The sequence below is a fragment of the Streptomyces sp. NPDC051172 genome (assembly GCF_040682555.1).
In the GTDB taxonomy this organism is placed as follows: domain Bacteria; phylum Actinomycetota; class Actinomycetes; order Streptomycetales; family Streptomycetaceae; genus Streptomyces.
In genome coordinates this window covers 60234-79737 of the sequence record NZ_JBFBBE010000018.1, presented here as the reverse complement: position 1 = coordinate 79737, position 19504 = coordinate 60234, and the positions used below count along the sequence as shown (strand labels likewise).

General features: G+C 69.0%; 21 protein-coding genes and 1 pseudogene. 11 read left to right on the top strand and 11 right to left on the bottom strand.

Annotation, left to right across the window (positions count from 1 at the left end; translation table 11 throughout):
- The 3 genes and pseudogenes from AB0N07_RS13960 to AB0N07_RS13950 form a co-directional block, all read left to right on the top strand.
- A pseudogene (locus AB0N07_RS13960) lies at window positions 1-681 on the top strand (EamA family transporter); the annotation flags it as partial.
- Window positions 678-1367: an NAD(P)H-binding protein gene (locus tag AB0N07_RS13955; protein WP_365834562.1), complete on the top strand. Its 690-nt coding sequence runs from the start codon at window positions 678-680 to the stop codon at window positions 1365-1367. The pseudogene AB0N07_RS13960 and the gene AB0N07_RS13955, both read left to right, overlap by 4 nt.
- Before the next feature lie 272 nt (window positions 1368-1639).
- Complete coding sequence (locus AB0N07_RS13950) at window positions 1640-1951, top strand: hypothetical protein (protein WP_365834560.1); 312 nt, start codon at window positions 1640-1642, stop codon at window positions 1949-1951.
- Window positions 1952-2301: 350 nt separating this feature from the next.
- On the opposite strand, the gene AB0N07_RS13945 is transcribed toward AB0N07_RS13950, so the two are convergent.
- A complete protein-coding gene (locus tag AB0N07_RS13945; protein WP_365834558.1) occupies window positions 2302-2523 on the bottom strand; it encodes a hypothetical protein in 222 nt (73 codons plus the stop codon).
- A 168-nt stretch (window positions 2524-2691) separates the two neighbouring features.
- Between AB0N07_RS13945 and AB0N07_RS13940 the strand changes: the two genes are divergently transcribed.
- On the top strand, window positions 2692-3534 hold the full coding sequence (locus AB0N07_RS13940; protein WP_365834556.1) for a serine hydrolase domain-containing protein: 843 nt from the start codon (window positions 2692-2694) through the stop codon (window positions 3532-3534).
- A gap of 296 nt (window positions 3535-3830) precedes the next feature.
- Complete coding sequence (locus AB0N07_RS13935; protein ID WP_365834554.1) at window positions 3831-5345, top strand: ricin-type beta-trefoil lectin domain protein; 1515 nt, start codon at window positions 3831-3833, stop codon at window positions 5343-5345.
- A 52-nt stretch (window positions 5346-5397) separates the two neighbouring features.
- On the opposite strand, the gene AB0N07_RS13930 is transcribed toward AB0N07_RS13935, so the two are convergent.
- Entirely contained in the window at window positions 5398-5964 is a 567-nt protein-coding gene (locus AB0N07_RS13930; protein ID WP_365834552.1) for a Uma2 family endonuclease, read from the bottom strand.
- A gap of 437 nt (window positions 5965-6401) precedes the next feature.
- Window positions 6402-7808, bottom strand: a complete 1407-nt coding sequence (locus AB0N07_RS13925) for an FtsW/RodA/SpoVE family cell cycle protein (protein WP_365834550.1) — start codon at window positions 7806-7808, stop codon at window positions 6402-6404.
- A gap of 103 nt (window positions 7809-7911) precedes the next feature.
- On the opposite strand from AB0N07_RS13925, the gene AB0N07_RS13920 reads away from it, so the two are divergent.
- From AB0N07_RS13920 to AB0N07_RS13910, 3 genes are all read left to right on the top strand, one after another.
- Window positions 7912-8805 carry a hypothetical protein gene (locus AB0N07_RS13920; RefSeq protein WP_365834548.1) on the top strand — a complete coding sequence of 298 codons (894 nt, stop codon included), beginning with the start codon at window positions 7912-7914 and terminating at the stop codon, window positions 8803-8805.
- A gap of 62 nt (window positions 8806-8867) precedes the next feature.
- On the top strand, window positions 8868-9653 hold the full coding sequence (locus tag AB0N07_RS13915; protein ID WP_365834546.1) for a hypothetical protein: 786 nt from the start codon (window positions 8868-8870) through the stop codon (window positions 9651-9653).
- A 141-nt stretch (window positions 9654-9794) separates the two neighbouring features.
- Window positions 9795-10664 carry a polysaccharide deacetylase family protein gene (locus AB0N07_RS13910; RefSeq protein ID WP_365834544.1) on the top strand — a complete coding sequence of 290 codons (870 nt, stop codon included), beginning with the start codon at window positions 9795-9797 and terminating at the stop codon, window positions 10662-10664.
- 38 nt (window positions 10665-10702) lie between these two features.
- On the opposite strand, the gene AB0N07_RS13905 is transcribed toward AB0N07_RS13910, so the two are convergent.
- A complete protein-coding gene (locus AB0N07_RS13905; protein WP_365834542.1) occupies window positions 10703-11227 on the bottom strand; it encodes an EF-hand domain-containing protein in 525 nt (174 codons plus the stop codon).
- Window positions 11228-11471: 244 nt separating this feature from the next.
- Between AB0N07_RS13905 and AB0N07_RS13900 the strand changes: the two genes are divergently transcribed.
- The gene (locus AB0N07_RS13900) at window positions 11472-12008 is read left to right on the top strand and encodes a hypothetical protein (protein ID WP_365834540.1); all 537 of its coding nucleotides are present in this window, start codon (window positions 11472-11474) and stop codon (window positions 12006-12008) included.
- A 257-nt stretch (window positions 12009-12265) separates the two neighbouring features.
- Here the strand turns inward: AB0N07_RS13900 and AB0N07_RS13895 are convergent, their stop codons facing one another.
- Window positions 12266-12805, bottom strand: coding sequence for a hypothetical protein (locus tag AB0N07_RS13895; protein ID WP_365834538.1), 540 nt, complete (start codon window positions 12803-12805; stop codon window positions 12266-12268).
- A gap of 86 nt (window positions 12806-12891) precedes the next feature.
- Window positions 12892-13584 (bottom strand): DUF4328 domain-containing protein, encoded by a 693-nt coding sequence (locus AB0N07_RS13890; protein ID WP_365834536.1) that lies wholly within the window; start codon window positions 13582-13584, stop codon window positions 12892-12894.
- 251 nt (window positions 13585-13835) lie between these two features.
- Between AB0N07_RS13890 and AB0N07_RS13885 the strand changes: the two genes are divergently transcribed.
- The gene (locus AB0N07_RS13885) at window positions 13836-13982 is read left to right on the top strand and encodes a hypothetical protein (protein WP_365834534.1); all 147 of its coding nucleotides are present in this window, start codon (window positions 13836-13838) and stop codon (window positions 13980-13982) included.
- 350 nt (window positions 13983-14332) lie between these two features.
- Here the strand turns inward: AB0N07_RS13885 and AB0N07_RS13880 are convergent, their stop codons facing one another.
- The 5 genes from AB0N07_RS13880 to AB0N07_RS13860 form a co-directional block, all read right to left on the bottom strand.
- Window positions 14333-14743: a VOC family protein gene (locus AB0N07_RS13880; RefSeq protein ID WP_365834532.1), complete on the bottom strand. Its 411-nt coding sequence runs from the start codon at window positions 14741-14743 to the stop codon at window positions 14333-14335.
- Window positions 14744-14902: 159 nt separating this feature from the next.
- Window positions 14903-15526, bottom strand: a complete 624-nt coding sequence (locus AB0N07_RS13875; RefSeq protein ID WP_365834530.1) for a hypothetical protein — start codon at window positions 15524-15526, stop codon at window positions 14903-14905.
- A gap of 170 nt (window positions 15527-15696) precedes the next feature.
- The gene (locus tag AB0N07_RS13870) at window positions 15697-17457 is read right to left on the bottom strand and encodes a hypothetical protein (RefSeq protein WP_365834528.1); all 1761 of its coding nucleotides are present in this window, start codon (window positions 17455-17457) and stop codon (window positions 15697-15699) included.
- A 373-nt stretch (window positions 17458-17830) separates the two neighbouring features.
- Window positions 17831-18157: a hypothetical protein gene (locus tag AB0N07_RS13865; RefSeq protein ID WP_365834526.1), complete on the bottom strand. Its 327-nt coding sequence runs from the start codon at window positions 18155-18157 to the stop codon at window positions 17831-17833.
- Window positions 18158-18330: 173 nt separating this feature from the next.
- Window positions 18331-18594 (bottom strand): hypothetical protein, encoded by a 264-nt coding sequence (locus tag AB0N07_RS13860; RefSeq protein WP_365834524.1) that lies wholly within the window; start codon window positions 18592-18594, stop codon window positions 18331-18333.
- Window positions 18595-18803: 209 nt separating this feature from the next.
- On the opposite strand from AB0N07_RS13860, the gene AB0N07_RS13855 reads away from it, so the two are divergent.
- On the top strand, window positions 18804-19499 hold the full coding sequence (locus AB0N07_RS13855; RefSeq protein ID WP_365834522.1) for a response regulator transcription factor: 696 nt from the start codon (window positions 18804-18806) through the stop codon (window positions 19497-19499).
- Window positions 19500-19504: the final 5 nt, after the last annotated feature.

Here is a 19504-nt window from a genome sequence, read left to right as displayed (position 1 = left end):
TTCGTCGCGGCCGAGCGGCTCCCCGGCGGTGTCGCCGCCACCCTCAGCGCCACCCAGCCGCTGCTGGTCGCCGGGCTGGCCGTCGCGCTGCTCCACGTCCGGCCGACGGCCTGGCGCCTGACCTGGGGCGTGCTCGGCCTGGCCGGCGTCGGACTCGTCGTCCTGGGGCCGCAGGCCCGGCTGGACGTCGTCGGCGTCCTCGCCGGCCTGGGCGGGACGGCCACCATGGCCACCGGGATCGTCCTCACCAAGCGCTGGGGCCTGCCCGCGGGAGTCGGCCCACTGACCCTGACGGGCTGGCAACTGGCGGCGGGCGGGCTGCTGTTGCTCCCGTTCACTCTCGCGATCGAGGGGGCACCGCCGCGCATCGATGCCTCAGCCGCCGCCGGATATCTGTGGCTCGGCAGCGTGGGCGGGCTGATCGCCTCCACGCTGTGGTTCCGCGGCATCGGGAAACTGCCGGTCGGCGCGTCCGCACCGCTGGTGCTGCTGTCCCCGCTGGTCGCGGCCGTCATCGGCGTCGCCCGGGGCGAGTCGCTGAGCCCCCTGCAGACCTTCGGCTTCGCCCTCGCCCTGGCCGCGTTGCCGGCGGCGCAGCTCAACGCCCCGAAGCCTTCGGGCCGGGTGACGCGCGGCGACCACACACCACTCGACCCCACGAAAGAAGGACTGACCCGATGAAGAGCGCCATGACGATCGCCGTACTGGGAGCCACCGGGATGGTCGGCAGCCGGGTGACCGAGGAGGCCGGCGCACGCGGTCACCGGGTGCTGGCCATGTCCCGTGAACCCGCCGACGAGGACCCGGCGACCCCGAACGTGACACCGGTCGCGGTCGACGCGAACGACTCGCACGCCTTACGGGAGGCGCTCGCCGGCACCGCCTCCCTCGGCGCCGTGGACGCCGTGGTACTGACCCTGCGGACCATGCCGGTCGACGAGGAGTTCCTGGTCGGCGCCACGCGTACGGTGCTGGACATCGCCGCGCGCCTCGGCGTCCGTGTCCTCGTGATCGGCGGCGCCGGAGCCCTGCGCAGCCCCGACGACCGCAACCTGCTCGTGGCCGACAACGAGACGTACGTGCCTGCAGAGATCAAGCCCGTCGCCACCGCCGGAATCGCCCAACTGCGAACCTGCCGGTCCCACGCCGATGCCGATCACGTCTACCTGAGCCCACCGGCCCTGCTCGAACCCGGCGTACGCACCGGCCGCTACCGACGCGGCACCGACACCCTCCTCATCGGCGCCGACGGCCGGTCCTGGATCAGCGCGGAGGACCTGGCGGTCGCGGTGGTCGACGAACTCGAGGCCCCTGGCCCCGACCCCCTCATCACGGTCGTCCACCACGGCGCACACCCGTCGCCGTAAGCATCCGGCAGGGGAGCCGAATGGCGCAGGTCGCCTCACGCTCGCGGCACCGCCGCACGGGTGGTTCCGCGCGGAGCGCCTCCACCCGCCCCGTCCTCGCGATGCCTTGTCCACGCAGGGGATTTGGGTCGGGAGCCCGCCGCCCGCCCGGTCTCGTTGATCGGACGATCCGGCGTGCCGACGAGCAGATATGGGGCATTTGCGCATTAACCTCCAGTCACCTTAAGACGTGGCGGATCTCGTTCGCGTCCGCTTCAACACCCGGAGAAGACATGCGCAAGCCTCGCAAGACCGTTGTCGTGGCAGTCCTCCTCGGCACCGTCGGCTTCCTCGGCGCCGGCACCGCTTACGCCCACGGGGACGGCCACGGGAGCAAACACGGACAGAGCCACTCGCGCGAGCACCACGACAAGGGAAACCAGACGATCCGTGTCAACCAGAGCACCACGTGCACGGTGACCGAGGACAACAGCGACGTACAGGGCGAGACCGCCTCGTTCGGCCCGGACGGCAAACCCGACACGCAGAACACCAACGTCGGTTCGAGCCTGGGCTGCAACAACACCGTCAGTTTCGGCAAGTAGCCCGCAAGCAGCCCACCCGGGCACACATGAGGAAGGCCCTCCGTGATCTCCACGGAGGGCCTTCCTCATGCTCATACAAGCCCTTGGCCTGGCTTTTCTCAGGCAGCCTCGGGTCGCGCCGCACGGATGTCCGGGACGGACTCCTGCGCGTCCTCGGGCCAGTTGGTCTCGTCCTCTCCGAAGTCCGGGGCCTGGAAGGGGGTCGTCGTCGGAGGCGGCGACGGTGCCGTGGAACGGCGGGGTTGCCCTTCCAGCGGGGTGGAGAACAGCGACGTCGAGTCGATGACAGGTCTGCCTTTCGTTACAGGTCCCTGATGGGTCCTGGCGTGCCGCGGCCGGGCACGACGGCGCTACAGCTTGGTCATCTTGGCGTACGGGCTCAAGATCCGCATCTGCGTCGAGCCGAAATCGACGAGCGCCGCGATCCCGTCCTCGACGCCGATCACCCGGCCGAGGCCGTACACGTCGTGTGTCACTTGGTCGCCCATCGCGAAGTGCTTGGGGGCCGGTGCGACCGGGGCCTTGAAGGGGCTGGTGGGCAGATGACGCTTCGATGCCGCGGGCTTGGTCATGGCTCAGTATGAACCCTCGTCGGCCCCGACCGCTGTGGCCGTCGGCACAGATCCACACGGGACCTCCGCGCCACGCTCCTCCATCGCCCGGAAAGTCACCCGCCCGCACCGCATGCCTGCAGGTACGGTGGCATGCGCGCTGACCCGAACGCACGACGGAAGATTGACATGATCCGAGTCCCCACGTGCATACTCAGCAGCTTCGAGCCGCCCCACCTACGCAATGGGCACAGCCCGGATCTGTTCGTGCAGATCGGGTCCGTGACCAAAACGCTCACCGCAACCGTCCTGACCGCCTTGGCCGGCCGCGGTGCCCTGAGTCTCGACGACCCGCTGGAGTCGTTCCTGCCCGCGCCCGAGGGCACCGGCATCACCCTGCGCCACCTCGCCGAGCACACCTCGGGCCTGCCACGGCTGGCCCCTGGAATCGGCGGCCGCGACCCCTACGCGGCCTTCGACGCCCAGGCCCTGGACGCGGTCGTACGGCAGCTGGACATCCTGGCCACGGCCCCCGCGGGCACCACGGAGGAATACTCGAACCTCGGATACGCCCTGCTGGGCGCGGCACTGGTCGCGGCCACCCGAACGCCGTACGAGGAACTTCTGCACCGGCATGTCCTCGACCCCCTCGGTGTCACCGACGTCGCCGCCGACCCGCCGCCCGGCAGACGGCTGTGCCGCCGGGGGCTCTTCGGGCGACCGGTGCGGCCCTGGACCATGAGCGGCGCGATCCTGCCCGCCGGCGGCCTGTGGGCCACGCCCGAAGCCACCGCCCGCCTGGTCACCGGCCTGCTCGTCGACCGCAGGCTCGGGGAGCCTGCCCCGGCCTGGCAGAAAGCAGGACGCCTCGTGTGGCACAACGGCGCGACGGGCAGCGCCTCGGTCTTCGCGGGAGCCGCACCCCAGGGCTGGATCCTCGTCCACCGCCTGTCCGGCCGGAGCGCGGCGACCGACCGGCTGGCCGTGGAGACATTCAGACGTTTCGTCGATGGTGCGTCCGACCAGAGGTGAGGGCCGCAAGTCCACAAGATGCCGCACAATCAAACGCGACGAACAAGTGCTCGGTTCATCCCATGTATGCCTGACAATTGTGCGCAGTGACCCTTGACCGGCTTGTTGGATGCGGGCAATCTCTTTCACGGTCCAGCAAGTCGGCTACAAGGTCACCCCATGGTGGTGGTGCAGGCCTACCCCTGCCGTATTCATCCCATGTATTGAGCGGGTGATGGCCGCCCGTCAACGGTGAGCGCCGCATTGCAATGGAGTGGAACCGAACACAAGTGAACAAGGCCTCGTGAGGAGACTTCGTGGACATCGCGACGACGCACTTACTGAGACGGCCGGACGCCGGGCGCAGCCGCCTCCGGACCGTCCGGCGCCTGATCGCCGGCTCGGCGGCCTCGGCCCTGGCGCTGCTGGGACTGCTGACCGGCGGCACCGCCCAGGCCGCCACACAGAGGCAGGCCGCCCCAGCCGTGTCGGCCACCAGTCAGTTCCACGGAGTGAACTGGGCGGATCCCAACGACAACTTCATCACCGGCCCGAACATCCCCGTCGGCCTGTCGACGTCGGACGACTACGCCACCACGTACGCGAAGTCCACGGCCATCCTCAAGGGCTTCCAGAACCTCGGGGCCGACACCGTCCGCATGGGCTTCAACGCGGCGACCACTTCGGGAGCCTGGTGGGGCAGCTACACCGCGGCGCTGGACGCCGCCACCGCGCTGGGCATGAAGGTCGTCGTCGCGCCGTGGCTGCAGAGCGGGAAGGTCGGTGACGCCACATCGTTCTACACGATGTGGGACACGATGATCAGCAAGTACGGCGCGAAGAGCAACTTCTACTTCGACATCATGAACGAGCCGTACGGCTACAACGCCACCGACCTGACCAACTTCGAGGCCGACTGGCTGGCGCACTACCCCAGCCTCCCCCGCGACCACGTGATCGTGCCCGGCCTGTATTCCGACGGGAACCTGTGCGCCGTCGGCGCCGACTCGCGGCTGTCCGGCACCCTGCTGTCCATCCACATCTACAGCATGTTCGGCGACTCCCACACCACCGAGGCCGACTGGGCCAAGGACTTCACCGGCAACCTGTGCGGCCATGCCGACCGCGCCCTACTGACCGAGTTCGGCGTCCCGATGACCACCGGCGTCGACTACAACGGTCCCAAGGACGGCACCAACAACATCTCCTACCTCTACGCCATCACCGACACCGTACGCAGCCTCGGCATCGGTTCCATCCTGTGGACCGGCGTCAAGGAAGCCGGCCAGACACAGGGCCCCGGGCCCTGCGACAACGCCTCCTGCGCCATCACCTCCCTGAACGGCAGCGGCACCAACCTGTCCCTGACCGTCACCGACCGGTCCGGTCTCGACCGTCTCCAGTGGGGCTGGGGCACCGGCACCAACCCCGGAGGGGGAAGCGGCAGCGGCAACGTACTGCGCGGCGCCGGCTCCAACCGCTGCCTCGACGTGCCCGGCGCGAGCGCCACCAACGGCGTGCAGACCGAGATCTGGGACTGCAACGGCGGCACCAACCAGCAGTGGAACCCCACCTCCGCCAAGGAACTGCGGGTCTACGGGAACAAGTGCCTGGACGCCAACGGCTTCGGGACCTCCCCGGGTACCAAGGTCGTCATCTGGGACTGCACCGGCGGTACCAACCAGCAGTGGAATCTGAACAGCGACGGCACCATCACCAGCGTCCAGTCCGGGCTGTGCCTGGATGTCACCGGAGGCTCCACCGCCAACGGTGCCCTCGTCGAGCTGTGGACCTGCAACGGCGGCATCAACCAGAGATGGACCCGGCAGTAACGCGGAAGAAGTGGTGCCGGGGGCTCGACGGAGCCTCCGGCACGGTCGTGGGTCAGATCTGGCCGAGGTCGATCTCCACCGGGAAGGGGGCCGCCACCTTGAGGACGCCGGTGAACACGTCTCCGTCCCGGTAGGTCTTCGTCGCGGGGTCGAGAACGTAGGTGTACACCAGAGGAACCCCTGTCGCGGCCTGCTCGATCCGCCAGTAGAAGCCGATACCTGCCTTCGCGTACTGGTCGACCTTCACGATCCGGTCAGTGGTCTCCGAGCCCGGCGACACCACCTCCGCGACCAGCAGCACGTGCTCGGGGCGGGTGGGGGTGATGTCGATCGTGTCCGCGCGGTACACGACCACGTCCGGGCGGCGATTGGTGAGCGGGACGTCCTGAAGCCGGACGTCGAAGTCCGTGTCGGCATTCCACTCCGGGCCCGCGGCGGCATCCAGGGAGTTCGCCAGCATCCGGGCCAGCCGGTTGTGCCGCTTGGACGCACTCGGACTCACGACGACCATCCCGTCCACGATCTCGATACCAGCGCACTGCTCCTCGGACCAGGACTCGTACTCCTGCGCCGTGATCTGCTCATGCATCCACGCCGGGGCCACCATCTCGGCCGTCATCAAGCACCTCCCGGACACTGTGCTGCGGGCCCGATCCCGCTGGATTCAGCGTACTGTCCGCCATCCGTCCGGCACGCTGGTCCGGCTCACGCCCCCTCGCGGAGCCTCGGGGCGGCCCTGACGAGCGACCTGGCCGTGGTCCTCGGGCCGTGGTCCTGGACCGTGCATGGTTCCGCGCGGAACGGCTCTCCACCCCGTCACGCGCCAGGAGGTGCCCCGGCCCGTGGGGGTGACCGTGCTGCCCGGGGCGGGGGCGGAGGACGGGGCCGGCAGGCGAACCCGCCCCGTGACCTCCACACCGGAATCCTGCCGGGTGCTGATCATGATCACTACGGTGACGCCGGCTGCGACCACGCCGAGCGGAACTGCCCAGGCGAATATGTCGCGCCGTCGTTTCCCGCTTGCTCGCATGCTCGCGGCCCTTCTGCGTTGCCCAGTCACGGTCGCACGATCTGTGTCTCGGCGGCACTGAGGTCTGTGGCGGGCTCGGGTGCGGGTCGGCGGGCCGTGTCGCTGACCTTGATGAGAAGGGCGACCAGCAGCCAGTTGGCGACCATGGCGGATCCGCCCTGGGCGAGGAAGGGCAGGGCCTTGCCGGTGAGGGGGATGAGGCCGGTGACGCCGCCGGTGACGACGAAGACCTGCAGGACGAGCGAGGTCGCCAGGCCGGCGGCGAGCAGCTTGCCGAAGGGGTCGGTCACGGTGATCGCGGTGCGCAGCCCCCGCTCGGCGAGGACCGCGTAGAGGAGCAGGACGAGCGTGACGCCGACCAGGCCGAGTTCCTCGCCGACGGTGGTGAGGATGAAGTCGCTGCGTCCGGCGAAGCCGATGAGCTCCGGATGGCCCTGGCCCAGCCCGGTGCCGAGGATGCCGCCGGAGCCGAAGCTGAAGAGGGCCTGGGCGGCCTGGTCGGAGACGAGTCCGGCCGGGCGCTGGGCAGGTGGCAGGTAGATGTCCATCGGATGCAGCCAGGCGACCACGCGGCCGTGGACGTGCGGTTCGAAGGACCCGACGACGAACGCGCCGACGGCGAACATCGCGACGCCGAACACCACCCAACTGGTGCGTTCGGTGGCGATGTACAACATGATCACGAAGATGCCGAAGAAGATCAGCGACGTGCCCAGGTCGCGTTCGAAGATCAGGACGAGCAGGCTGAGGATCCAGATGGCCGCGATGGGGCCGAGTTGCCGTCCGCGCGGGAGGTAGAGCCGCATGAACCTGCGTCCCGCCAGCGCCAGCGCGTCGCGGCGCATGGTGAGGTAGCCGGCGAAGAACACCACGATGACGATCTTCACGAACTCGCCGGGCTGGAAGGACAGCGGTCCGACGAAGATCCAGCGTTTGGCGCCGTAGACGTCACCGGGATAGAAGGCGGGTGCCATCAGCAGCACCAGGCCGACGGAGACGGTGAGGTAGGGGTAGCGCTGCAGCCTGCGATGGTCCTTCAGCGCGATCACCACTGCAGACAGGCCCACCGCCGCGACGGCGCACCACATGAGCTGTCCCGACGTCGCTGCCGCGGCGCCGTAACGGGCCTTGTAGGCGATGTCGAGGCGGTGGATGAGGACGACGCCCAGCCCGGTGAGCAGGGTGGCCACCGGCAGGATCAACGGGTCGGCGTGGCGGGCGAAGCGGCGTACGGCCACATGGCACAGCAGCGGCAGGATCCCCAGGACCGCGATTCGACCCGGCAGGGCGGCCGACAGGCTCCCCCCGGTGGCGAGTGTGGTCTCGGCATAGCCGTACCCGCAGATCAGTATGGCGCCCAGCAACAGCACCAGTTCCACATCACGGCTGGTGAACCGGCCGTGGGGCACCACTGGCTCGCGTCGACCGCGCATGCGGCTCCCCCCGGGTGACGGTGAACGGGCCGGCCCGAGGTGGTCTCCGTACGGGCTCCGACTGGAAGGATATACAGTTGCGCAACAGCGCAACTGTAAGGGGATGGTGGGACTGAGCAGGCGGGTGAGCAGGCGGCGGCGCCGGGTGTGGCCGGTGGTCGTGGGGCTCGGGATGGTTCTCGCGCTCATCGGCTATCTCGTCGCGCGCCACGTCCATTCGATGCTGGTGGAGCAGTGCACCGCGCAGAGCACCGAGGGTCCAACTGTCACGCTCGACCTGGACCAGGCCGCCAACGCCGCGACCATTGCGGCCGTGGCCCACGCCCGCAGACTGCCCGAACGCGCCGTCACCGTGGCTCTGGCCACCGCGATGCAGGAATCCAAGCTCCGGAACGTCGGCTACGGCGACCGGGACTCGATGGGGCTCTTCCAGCAGCGGCCCTCCCAGGGCTGGGGCACCCCCGCCCAGGTACTCGACCCCGTCCACTCCGCAGGAATGTTCTACGGCGCGCTCGTCAAGGTGCCCGACTATCCGAAGCTGCCGGTGACCGTCGCCGCACAGAAGGTCCAGCACAGTGGCTACCCGGAGGCGTACGCCCGGCACCAGCAGGACGCCGCCACTCTGGCCGCCGCTCTGTCCGGCCGCGAGGGGGCCTCACTCAGCTGCGAGGTGCGGAGCGTGGGCACACCGGGCTCCGCCCGGACCGGCCGTACGGCCGTCACGGCGGAGGTGCGGCGCGAGTTCGGCACCGACCTCGCCACCGACCCGCCCGCCCCCGTACCGACCGAAGTCGCTTACAAGGCGACTGACACCAGGGCGGGCTGGGCCCTGGCCCTGTGGCTGGTCTGTCATGCCACCACGCTGCACATCACTTCGGTGGATTTCGGCGGCCGCGAATGGAGCAGTTCCTCCTCGGGCAAGGGCTGGACCAGCCGAACGGATCCTCCCGGGGGTACTGGCGAAGTCCTGGCGAGGCTCGGCTCTGCCGCAGCATGACGAACGATTGCAATTGATTGCAGACTTGCGCAATGGGGCAAGCACCTGACGAAGATAGGCCCGTGACCACCCATGACACCCCGCCTCCGCAGCCCCCTGGCTCCGAGCACTGGACCGAGCTGCTGCGTGCCCGCCTGGACCGGATAGAGGACCTGCTTGCCCCGGCGGAGCAGGCATCCCGGTCCGAGCGTCCCGCTTGGCGGCGGCGCACCCGGGGCGAGCAGCGCTGGGCCGTGATGGCGGCGCTGCTGGTTGCCGTCTGGGTGCAGTGGGCGCTGCCTGAACGGCTCACCATCCACCCGCACTGGCTCCTGCCCGTACTGGAGCTGGTCATGATGGCGGCGCTGTGGGTGGCCCATCCGCACCGGCGGATCGAGCACAGCTCCCGTCTGCTGCGCGCGCTGGGCCTGCTGCTGGCCGCCGCGGTCAGCCTCGCCAACGGCTGGTCGGCCGTCATCCTGGTACGTGACCTGCTGCACGGCACCGAAGGCTCCAACGCCGTGGTCCTGCTGATGACCGGCGGCGGCATCTGGCTGACCAACGTCATCGCCTTCAGCCTCTGGTACTGGGAGTGGGACCGAGGCGGTCCGGTGACCCGCGCCCTCGGCACACACCAGCACCCGGACTTCCTCTTCCCGCAGATGCAGCAGGAGGGCATCGCGCCCGAGGACTGGGAGCCGCAGTACATGGACTACCTCTATGTCGCTCTCACCAACGCCACCGCCTTCAGCCCCACCGACACCATGCCGCTGTCCCGGTGGGCGAAGCTGCTGATGTCCATCCAGTCCACGATCTCCCTGCTGACCCTGGCGCTGATCATCGCGCGCGCGGTCAACGTCCTGAAGTGACCCGTGGCCCCTTGCCCAGGTCCCATGGGTGACGGGAACCCCGCCCCCGCATCCGTCATCAAACAGGGTGATCGTGGGTCTTGATTACCAAGCTATTTTCATTCAGACCAATCGTCATATTCCAGACGGAAGCGAGGAACGGTGCAGAGGACGAGCCGGGGCAGGTTGTACACGTCGGTGGCCGGGGCGATCGCGGTGGCCGTCGCCGTCAGCGGCTGCGGTGCGGGCGGTGGAAGCGGAACTGGCCACTCCGCCCCCACGGCGCAGGGAGGCGCACCAAAAGGCAACGCGGCCGGCACTTCTCGCGCCGCCGAACTCGCGGCCTGGCACAGGTGGGGTCTGACACCGCTGCGGACCGCTCCGCAGCCGCCGGCCGACAAGCCGGTGAAGCTCTCGGCCACCGGAACCGTCCCGGTATTCACCCACATACCGACCTCGCAGAAGGTCGTCTTCATCACAGTGGACGACGGCCAGGAGAAGGATCCCGAGTTCATCAAGATGATGCGGGACCTGAGGGTCCCGATCACGATGTTCCTGATGAACGACGCCATCAGGTCGGACTACGCGTACTTCAAACCACTGCAGGCGCTGGGCAATCACATACAGAACCACACCCTGCACCACCCCGTCATGAGCTCCGTCCCGCTGGCCCGTCAACGGGAAGAGGTGTGCGGAGACCAGAAGATCCTCACCAAGCAGTACGGCACCGCTCCACTGCTGTTCCGGCCGCCCTACGGCGCATACAACACCAACACCAGGACCGCGGTCGGACAGTGCGGGCCCCGGGCGATCGTGTGGTGGCGGGAATCGATGCAGATCCGCAGCATGCAGTACCAGACGCCGGACAAGAAGTTGCGCGACGGCGACATCATCCTCGCCCACTTCCGCGGCCCCTCCCAGCTCAAGGGCCGCACGATGACGCAGATGTTCGCCAGCATGCTCCGCCTCATACAGAAGCAGGGATTCGCCGTCGCCCGACTGGAGGACTACATCCAGCCACCGGCCCGCTGAACCATCGGGCGCCAAGCGGTGACCAGCAGGGGCTGCGCTCAGTACAGGGCCTCGCCCATCCGCGAGGTTTCGCCGATCACGTAGGCGCGGATCGCTGCCAGGTAGGCGTCACGACCGACGCGGCCGTCGCCGTCGGTGTCCAGTGCGTCGAACGCGGCGGCAGCGTTTTCGGTTGAATTGTTCAGCGCAGTGCGCAGGACGGTGAATTCGGCCTTGTCCAGGGTGCCGTCCCCGTCGGCGTCTGCGAGGTCGAACAGTGAGCCGAGGGCGAACCGGCAGACGTTGTCGAACTTGTCGGCACCGACCCATGCGTCGTATTCGCCGAAGGTCAGCTTCCCGTCGCCGTTCGCGTCCATCGCTCCCCACGCCTTGTGGGCTTGCCCGCGGGCGGCGACCACGAGCGGGTCCTCCTCCGTGCGTCCGGTGGCCTGGACGGCTCGGTCGACCCGGGAGAGGTAGTCGTACGCCGAGATGACCCCGTCCCCGTCCGCGTCCATCATGGCGAAGATACGCCCCCTCGCAGCGGTGGCGGCTGTGGCGACTGCGGCGGTGGTTCGGCCCACTGAAGATCTCCTCCGGCTCGTTTCATGCTTGCTCGACGAGGACTCGTCCGGCGCTTGCTACCCGCTGCCCTGCAGCTTCCATGCGATCCGAGCCGACCGACCGGCAGCCGCGAGAGCACAGGTGCGCGCAACCGCGCGCCGAGCGCGGAGAGCGCGGGCTGTGCGCTTCGAGGCGCCGGCGCGACGGGCGTTCCCTCTGGGTAGCCCAAGGGCCGTTAGAGGTGCAGGACGTGTTGGAGGGAAAATGCTCGGTAGGCGTGGCATCGCGGTGACGCTGGGGTCGCTGATGCTGGTGGGATCGTCGTTGGTGTGGGCACCGGCTGGGCAGGCCACGACGAGCGAGGGTGGGAGCGTCGGCTGCGCGGGCCGCAGCGAAGGCCGTTACGACCCACCGCTCACCCTTCTGCCGCGGCCGACCCATGTCCACGCGGACGTCATGTACACCTGCACCCTCACCCCCGGCCGTACCGTCTCCGCCACGGCCTCCTTCGACTCGGACGCACCGGAAGCCTCCTGCGTCGCCGTGTCCGGCGGAGGCGGGACGGAAACCGTCCGATACGCCGACGGCGGCAGGTCGCTGATCGTCTACGACAGCGCCACCACCGTTCGCGTCGCGGGCGTCCCCGTCGTCATCCAGCGGGGCCGGGTAACTGAAGGACGCGGCCAAGGGCATCCCGCACAGCGGACCGTCACCGGGCTGCCCGGGGAACTGCCCACGGAATGCCTCACATCCGGCCTGCGGGAAGCCGGCAACGCGGTTCAGCTGGAGATCCGGCCGTAAGGCTCGGACCGTACGGCAGCGTGCGAACGGCGAGTTGGTGGCGGCGGTGACCAATCCGCCGTCAGCTTCGCGCCCCCACAGGTCCGTCATAGGAACCCAGGACCTGAGCGTCACCGAGGGCACGGCACCGGAGGGGTTGTCCGCGGCGCAATCAGGATCGCAGCGCTGACCGGCGCCTCCGAGAACGCCAGGGTGAGCTGGTCCCGCCCCGCGGCCAAAGGCCGGTGACGAGGTTCGTGGAGCGGCAGGGGCCTTTGCTACTGGTCCGACACCGAATAGAAGGGCATCTTCCGGTACGTCGGCAGTGCGGGATCGTCGGCCCTGGGCTGGAACGGCACCAGTGGGGTGACCAGCCACGTGGCGAGCTTGCGTTCCTGGCGTGCGAGCCACTGTGCCTGACAGAGCATTCCGCTGCCTGTGCCCACCAGTGAGAGCCCGGCCGGGACTCCGAACCTGTAGGCGCTGAACAGACCGATCCCCAAGCCGATCAGCAGTGGCACGGCCATGTTCCGGGAAATGGCTTCGAAGGTCGCTTCGCGGGCGGTCACCGGTGCACCCTGCGGAGCGGGGGCGACCTGGTCGAGCCGGACCTGGAACCAGGCGCGGCGGGGGCCGGCGAACCAGAGGAAGGGCACCGCGAAGAGCGCCGTCGCGAGCAGGACGGCGGCCGCAGTGCCGAGTCCACCCGTATTGCCGAAGGCGACAGGCAGCGAACCGACCATTCCCACCAGCAGAGTCAACGTGCCCATGGAACGGGTGGAGGCGACCGCTCCGGCGAGGCGGAGGTGAGTGTTCATGCGTTCCTTCTGTCCGGCGTCCGAACATGGTCGGTCCGTGCCCCGGGGGAGCGTGCCGGGTGAGGTGCCGTGTGGTGCGGTGATGGTCAGGCCGTGGCTGCGGGAGCCGGAGCGGGGGTGTGGTGCGGTTGTTGCATGCGGGTGAGTCTGCGGACGAAGACGATGGCGAGAATCGCCGCCACCGCGTTGAGGAGGTCACCGAGTGCGATGACGGCGACCGCGTGGCGCAGACCGTCGAGGGTGTTCGAGGAGTTGCTGAGGCTGGAGCCGGCCCGGGCGATGACGGCGGAGGCGACGGTCAGGGTCCACCAGGCCGTGAGCGGGGTCTTCGGGACGGTGCGCCATGAGCCGTCGGGGGCGGTCTGGGCGCTGGCCTGCCAGATCTCGCTTGCGACGCGGTAGGGCAGCCACAGATTGCCGACGGGGACCAGCCAGGAGCCGATGGCCCATCCGCGGGCCATGGTGCATATGTCCTGAGAGAAGTACTCGGCGTTGACACGTACCCGGTAGAACCAGGCGATGAAGACGACCCCGGTGACCAGGACGGCGCCGATCTGGGCTTTGCCGGCCACGTCGAGGACGTGAGCGTCGTGGGCGAGCTGATCGGTGCGGTCGGCCAGCGCGGTGCCCAGGTGGCTGTACAGGCCGGCATCGGCCCAGAGGGCGAAGACGTCCACCGCGGCGGCGACACCGAGCAGCACGGAGACGGCCGCGGCCAGACCCGACACCGAACGCAGCGCAGGACCGCCGACCGGTCTGTCGGCAGGACCGTAGGACATGACAGAACCCCCCGAAGGAATACGTCCTCACCCGCGAGTGAGGATCAGTTGAATGTGTGCGCGCCCCCGCGCGGACCTGGGCGGGCCGCAGGATTCCTTCTCCTGCCGTCCAGGCACCGGAAGGACGGATCGCGTCGCCGCCCCCGTCACGATTCCCGGCCGGCTCGCCTGGTCAGGGCGGCGGACGTGAACACCTCCGGTCAGCACAGGAGTTCTAGGCGCGTCGCGGTGATCCTACCTGTGAAGAACCTGTGCATGAACTCGCCGCCGGCGTCTTCACCACCAACACCGCCGCCGCCGACATCCTCGTCCGCTGGAACGACGGGCACGTCTCCCTCTTCGCGGGCACGGACGCCGGCGATCTGCACGACGAAGTCCCGCTCGCACCTGCCGGCTGACCACCGGACACGGCGAGGCCGGTGACGGCTGGTCCCGGGCCGGTGTTCTCCTGCCCTCACGGCTGGTGGAGAGCGCATGGGTTTCTTCGTCCCGGCGGTCGGCTCGACCCACAGCCAACGGAGGATTTCATCGGCGTACGGCCCACGGTCGGCCGGGGGAGCCGGCGAGTCGTCGGAGTGAGATGCGGGCGGCGTTTCGTCAGACCTTCTCGACTCGCACCGAGTGTCCCGCGAGGAGTTGGTTCATGTCGTCGGTGTCGGACGTGAAGACGGTTGCCTCGGCTCCCCGCACGGCTTCCCGCCCTGCCACAGCCGCCAGGATGGCGTCGACGGCGTACTTGAGCGGCTAGTTAGTCGCGCTTGGGCCAGATCGGGCCCTGGTCGGTCCAGATGACGCCTTTGTTGCGGCACAGGCAGAAGGGGTGGCCGATCGGGTCGATGTAGACCTGCCAGCCGTAGCCGTCAGGACCGATGAAGTCCTGCCTCAGCGTCGCGCCGAGGTCGAGGACGCGGCGCTGCTCGAACTCGATCTCGTCCACTTCGAAGTCGAGGTGGAACTGCTTGGGGTGCTCGCTGTCGGGCCACTGCGGAGCGCGGTAATCGTCCACCCGGATGAACGCCAGCTCGATCTCGCCGAACTGGATGCCGGCCCAGTCCTCGGAACTGCCTTCCTTGATCGGACGGCCCGTCACCTCGGAGTAGAAAGCGGCCAGCTTCATCGTGTCCGGGCAGTCGATGATGAAATCGGTGAGTCGCAGCATCCCGCGATCTTCTCAGAGGCTCTGTACTGGGGAGTGCCGTACCGCAGAGAAGTACAGCAACCGTGCCGACCGCAGGCAGCCGTTCCAAACCGCTGACGGCCGAGCGACCAGGCCGGATGACCTCAGCGACTGCCCCGCCCGTAGTTCGCATTCAGGAGATCAGTCCGCGCCAGAGTCCGCGCGGCCTTCGGAGCGGAACACAGTCTTGTACTCACCTGCTTGGACCAGGTGATCCACTACTCTCGCCATGGCCGGTATACCGGCGTCACGGACGATGAGCCCGTCCCCGCAGGTGAAGAAGCTTCCTCCCAGCTCCTCACCTGTCGTCGCCCACCGGTCCATGAGCCTTTGGACCTCAGCGAGCGTGAAGATGGTCCCTGACCACCGGAGCCCGTCCGCGAGGATCACCCACATGTCGACGTTGCAGACGTCCTCAAGTGCCTCGCCCGCATCGGGCACGAAACAGATCTCGTACCCGTCCCGCCGCACCCGGTAAAAAGGCCCGTCCCACATGGCGCCCCTGACTCCCCGACTCCGTTCCGAACGCGGAGCCCAGCCTCCCGATCGCGCCCTCGCGTGGGGTCTGTCCCACTGGAGCCGGCCGGACGAGGACAGCTCGGCCTGCTTGATGACGATCAACTCCCCGCGGTCGGGTACGGCCTCGATGTACCAGAGGCCGCCTTCTTCGTCAGCGTGGCGGAAGTGGTGCCGCAGCGTGGCACTCTCGTCGACTGCTCGCAGGCACGCCATGATCTCTGCCGCGATTCGCTCCGGGGCAACCACGGGACCATCGTGCCGGCGAGCGCGCGCAGTTGGGCCGCTCTGACATCCATAAGTGACATCAACGGCGCCGGACGCCAGCGCTCCTGGGCGACCTGGCATGGCTCGGGTAACCGCCGCAGCTTTCCCGGGCGCCGGACCCCCCTCAGCGGTAGGGCCCGGCGCCTGGTGCGTCACTGCCTGACGGTGAAGTACTGCCATGCGCCCCATGTGCTGAGGTTTCCGGTGTCCCTGCTGCTGTGGACGTACTCGGCCCGCATACGGAACTTGCTGTTGACCGTGTTGGTCAGGCTCAGCGTCGCGTAGCTGGTGCTCGTGGTGCTGAGCGTGCGGCAGGAGGAGGTGCTCTGTGTGTGCCAGGCAGCGCTGTAGTACCGCTGGATCTGGAATTTCACGCACTGGCCGGCCTTGTTGGGCGTGACCGTGACGTTCAGCTTGGCCTTGGCGGTGTGGTGGTAGACCCGGTAGAGGAGGCCGCCGTAGTGGGTGCTCCCGTAGTAGCCGCTGAGCGACTCGGACACCTTGGCGTAGGCCGGCGCGGTCGTAGCGGCCGTGGCCGGGGCGTAGCGGTAGTCACCGGCGAACGCCGCGGTGAAGGTGGTCTTGCGGGTTGGTTCGTAGGTCGTGGCCAGGTTGCCGTGGCTGTCCACCGTGCCGGTCTCGATCAGCGCCTTCTTGCCGCCGTAGGGCTGGGCGTAGATCGCGAGGGTGCGGCCGTTGTAGGTCGTGCCGAGGTGGGCGGTGATCTTTGCGGTCGCGCCGTAGGCGTACGACGGAGCGTTGGTGGTGATGGACACCGCGGCGGCGCTGCGGGAGACCTGGCCGGTCGCGGACGCGTTGACGGCCTGATGGGTGGAGTCACCCGGGTAGGTCACGGTGTATGTGTTGGCTCCCCCGACCTGCGGGACATCGGCGATGCGGAAGGTGCCGTCGGCGGACAACGGCACGTCGGGCAGCGCAACACCGGTGGGATGGGCCAGGTCGCTCTTGAGCACGTGAACAACCTCACCGGATGAGTACGGAGCCGCCGACAGCTGCCCAGAGACGGTCAGTCGGGCCCCCCGGCTGGATGTCTCCGGTGTGGTGAGGTCGAGGGTGGGCCGGCTCGGGGGCGGGAGCTGCGACGGCACCGTGAACGTGTACGCAGTCGGCTCCTGCGACCGGTTCCCGGCCACGTCGACCCCGACGACGTAGAGGGTGTGCACGCCCCAGGACAGGGCGGTCGTCAGACTGCCGTTGCCCTCCGCGTCGGCGGGAACCCGGGCGGCACCGATGCCCGGTCCCTGGTCCAGGGCGTACTCGAAGTGGTCCAAGCCGCTGGCCTGGCAGTCCGGGGCCGCCGCTTCGGCGCACCCGCTGGGCAGGGGATCGCTGGCAGAGCTGAAACTGAACGTGGTGGGCTGCCCGGCAACCTTTGTGGGCGTTCCCGGGCTGCCCACCGGGGGGAAGTCCGGGTTGGTGACGACCGGGGCGAGGGGCGCGCTCCCGTCCACCCTGAAGTAGCAGGGCTCGGTCGGGTTCGAGTACGCCGTCCCGTCGTACGTCGACGCGTGCCAACCGTAAGTGTGCCCGTCCGTCAGGGGCAGCGGGACGTACACGGACTGGACGAGCACGGGCTGCCCGGAGACGGACCCGTCGGCCGCCTGCGAACCGTCCACGTCCCATGCGTGGACGACCCCCTGGTACGTCACCCCGTTGACCGTGGACCGCGGTACGCCGATGGAGACGGTCATCCCCGCGGGAGGCGGACTGGGCACCGTCCGCCAGGTCGGGTTGCTGTCGCTGCCGCAGTCCGCTCCGGCCGGCAACGCAGGCGCCGGCAGTGCCGGGTCGATCGGGGTCTCGTCGGCGGCCGCTGCCGCCGGAAGCGCTGCCACGATCGCGCCGGCCAGCAGAAGCGCGAGCCAGCCGCGCTGGTGCGCGGTTCGATTCACAGGTGTCTTCCTCCCGGGCCATGCCCGTACGTCAGTGTCGAGTGCCTGCACTCTCGCCGGGGGGCAGCGCCCGGGAACTCGGTTGCGCGCACGGCGATTGCCAGGGCGGCATGCGTCTCCCCACACACGCGGCCTTCCACCCCCGCTGCTGCGGTACGGGACCGCAGAGCAGCCGGACGGTAACACCGCCTCGGACGACCTCAGTGTTCCTTGATCAAACATTTACTGCGTGCGATAGAGCGACGCTGGCGAGCAGGAGTTCGCCAGGGCGTTCGCGGAATTCGGTTCTGCCGGCAACGGCGACGAGTCAAGCTGCCGTCTTGCGCTCGCGCCAGCCTCCGTCGAGCAGAAGCCCATTTCACGGGGGCCGATCTCACTGGCAGCCTCGCCCAGCTCCCGTGTAGTTGCGGATGATGCCCTCAGTCCGCTCGTACGACGTCTCGTCGAGCTCCGCGACCCCGAGCCACCGCTCGAGCAGGAACGCCATGGTCACCTGCGCCTTGGGGTGGCGGTTCTCGTCGACCTGGTGGAGGAGCCTCGTGCGGACCTTCTCGGCCTCGGCCTCCGTCTCGGCCTGCTCGTGGAGGTAGATGTCCGTCTTCGTGAGCGGGTCGCGCCCGGCGTGGACCCGGACCTGGAAGCCGGCCCCGTTGGGGCGGATGCTGCCGCGCTGACGCCGCTTGCTCCTGGTGTTCGCCATGGTTCTGGAACCTGTTCATGGTCAATGCCATGGCTACGACGAACAGCGCGCCTACCCCGGAGAGGTAAACGCGCTGGTCAGACACTGTGCCCCCGGCAGGATTCGAACCTGCGACCTCATCGCGCCGTCCGGGGCCGGCCGCGTTGCACACCACTGACGGTGAGATGCAGGGGTCAGGACGCTCCGGTCGTCGTCTGCGCCGGCTGCGTGGTGGGGGCCGGGGCGTTGGCCGGGGACTGAGGGTGGCGACCGGAGGAGTGCTCGACAACGCCGGACGCCAGTTGGGAGACGCTCGGCAGTACGTGGGCGTAGCCGGCGCCGAGCAGCAGGGCTGCGGCTGTCGCGGCGGTGGCCGTCCGGCGGGTCGTGGTGTTCACCCGCCGGAGTCCGCGTTCGCGCCGGCGCACCGGGTCGGAGTCGTGCGTGGGGTCGGGCATGGTCGGCCTCCTTCGGGCGAAGGCGGTGCCGCAAGGCGATCGTCCGGCTCGCGGACGCCATGTCATCAGCGTGCGTCGCGGCGCGTCTGGAAGCCGTTCGGGAAAGCTTCAGATGTGGCAAAGCCGAGTGACTGCGGCAGCGGCTCCCGCGCGTGCGCTGTCCTGCGGCCGGTCCGGGAAGCGGTCCGCATCGTCCTAGGCTTGGTGCCGTGGAACAGGAAACCGGCTCCCGGGCGGATCCGGACGCGCTCGCGGTGCTGGTCGTCGAGGACGACCCCGGCCTCGCCGGGTCGCTGGTGCGCGGCCTCGACCGAGCCGGGTACCGGGCGGCCAGTGTCGGCACCGCGCGTGGGGCGCTCACCCACGCTCCGGCACCCGACGTGGTCCTGCTCGACCTCGGCCTGCCCGACATGGACGGTATCGAGGTCTGCCGCAGGCTGCGCCGCAGGTCGGACGTGGTGATCATCGTGGTGACCGCCCGCGGCGAGGAGGGTGACAGGGTCGCCGCCCTCGACGAGGGTGCCGACGACTACCTGGTCAAGCCCTTCGGGCTGGCGGAGCTGCTGGCGCGGATCAGGGCCGTTCTGCGTCGCGTCCGCCCCGCCGAGCCCGATCTGCTGGCCTACGGCCCGCTCGTGGTCGACCCGCGAACCCGCAAGGTGACCGTCGGCGGAGAGGACGTCGCGCTCACCCCCAAGGAGTTCGACATCCTCCAGTGCCTCGTCGCCGATCCGGGCCGGGTCGTGACGCGCCAGGAGATCCTGGAACGAGCCTGGGACGCCCACTGGTACGGGCCCACGAAGGTGCTGGACGTCCATATGGCCGCGTTGCGCCGCAAACTGGGCGTGCCCGGACTGGTCGAGACGGTCTACGGGCGCGGCTTCCGCCTCGGTGAAGTCGGCTGACGCGC

What these genes read in the sequence shown, in the direction of transcription:
- AB0N07_RS13925 (WP_365834550.1), bottom strand. Translation starts at nt 7,808, where the DNA reads ATGCGCGGTCGACGCGAGCCAGTGGTGCCCCACGGCCGGTTCACCAGC.
- AB0N07_RS13940 (WP_365834556.1), top strand. Translation starts at nt 2,692, where the DNA reads ATGATCCGAGTCCCCACGTGCATACTCAGCAGCTTCGAGCCGCCCCAC.
- AB0N07_RS13945 (WP_365834558.1), bottom strand. Translation starts at nt 2,523, where the DNA reads ATGACCAAGCCCGCGGCATCGAAGCGTCATCTGCCCACCAGCCCCTTC.
- AB0N07_RS13880 (WP_365834532.1), bottom strand. Translation starts at nt 14,743, where the DNA reads ATGCTGCGACTCACCGATTTCATCATCGACTGCCCGGACACGATGAAG.
- AB0N07_RS13900 (WP_365834540.1), top strand. Translation starts at nt 11,472, where the DNA reads ATGCTCGGTAGGCGTGGCATCGCGGTGACGCTGGGGTCGCTGATGCTG.
- AB0N07_RS13930 (WP_365834552.1), bottom strand. Translation starts at nt 5,964, where the DNA reads ATGACGGCCGAGATGGTGGCCCCGGCGTGGATGCATGAGCAGATCACG.
- AB0N07_RS13920 (WP_365834548.1), top strand. Translation starts at nt 7,912, where the DNA reads ATGGTGGGACTGAGCAGGCGGGTGAGCAGGCGGCGGCGCCGGGTGTGG.
- AB0N07_RS13895 (WP_365834538.1), bottom strand. Translation starts at nt 12,805, where the DNA reads ATGAACACTCACCTCCGCCTCGCCGGAGCGGTCGCCTCCACCCGTTCC.
- AB0N07_RS13955 (WP_365834562.1), top strand. Translation starts at nt 678, where the DNA reads ATGAAGAGCGCCATGACGATCGCCGTACTGGGAGCCACCGGGATGGTC.
- AB0N07_RS13950 (WP_365834560.1), top strand. Translation starts at nt 1,640, where the DNA reads ATGCGCAAGCCTCGCAAGACCGTTGTCGTGGCAGTCCTCCTCGGCACC.
- AB0N07_RS13865 (WP_365834526.1), bottom strand. Translation starts at nt 18,157, where the DNA reads ATGGCGAACACCAGGAGCAAGCGGCGTCAGCGCGGCAGCATCCGCCCC.
- AB0N07_RS13890 (WP_365834536.1), bottom strand. Translation starts at nt 13,584, where the DNA reads ATGTCCTACGGTCCTGCCGACAGACCGGTCGGCGGTCCTGCGCTGCGT.
- AB0N07_RS13860 (WP_365834524.1), bottom strand. Translation starts at nt 18,594, where the DNA reads ATGCCCGACCCCACGCACGACTCCGACCCGGTGCGCCGGCGCGAACGC.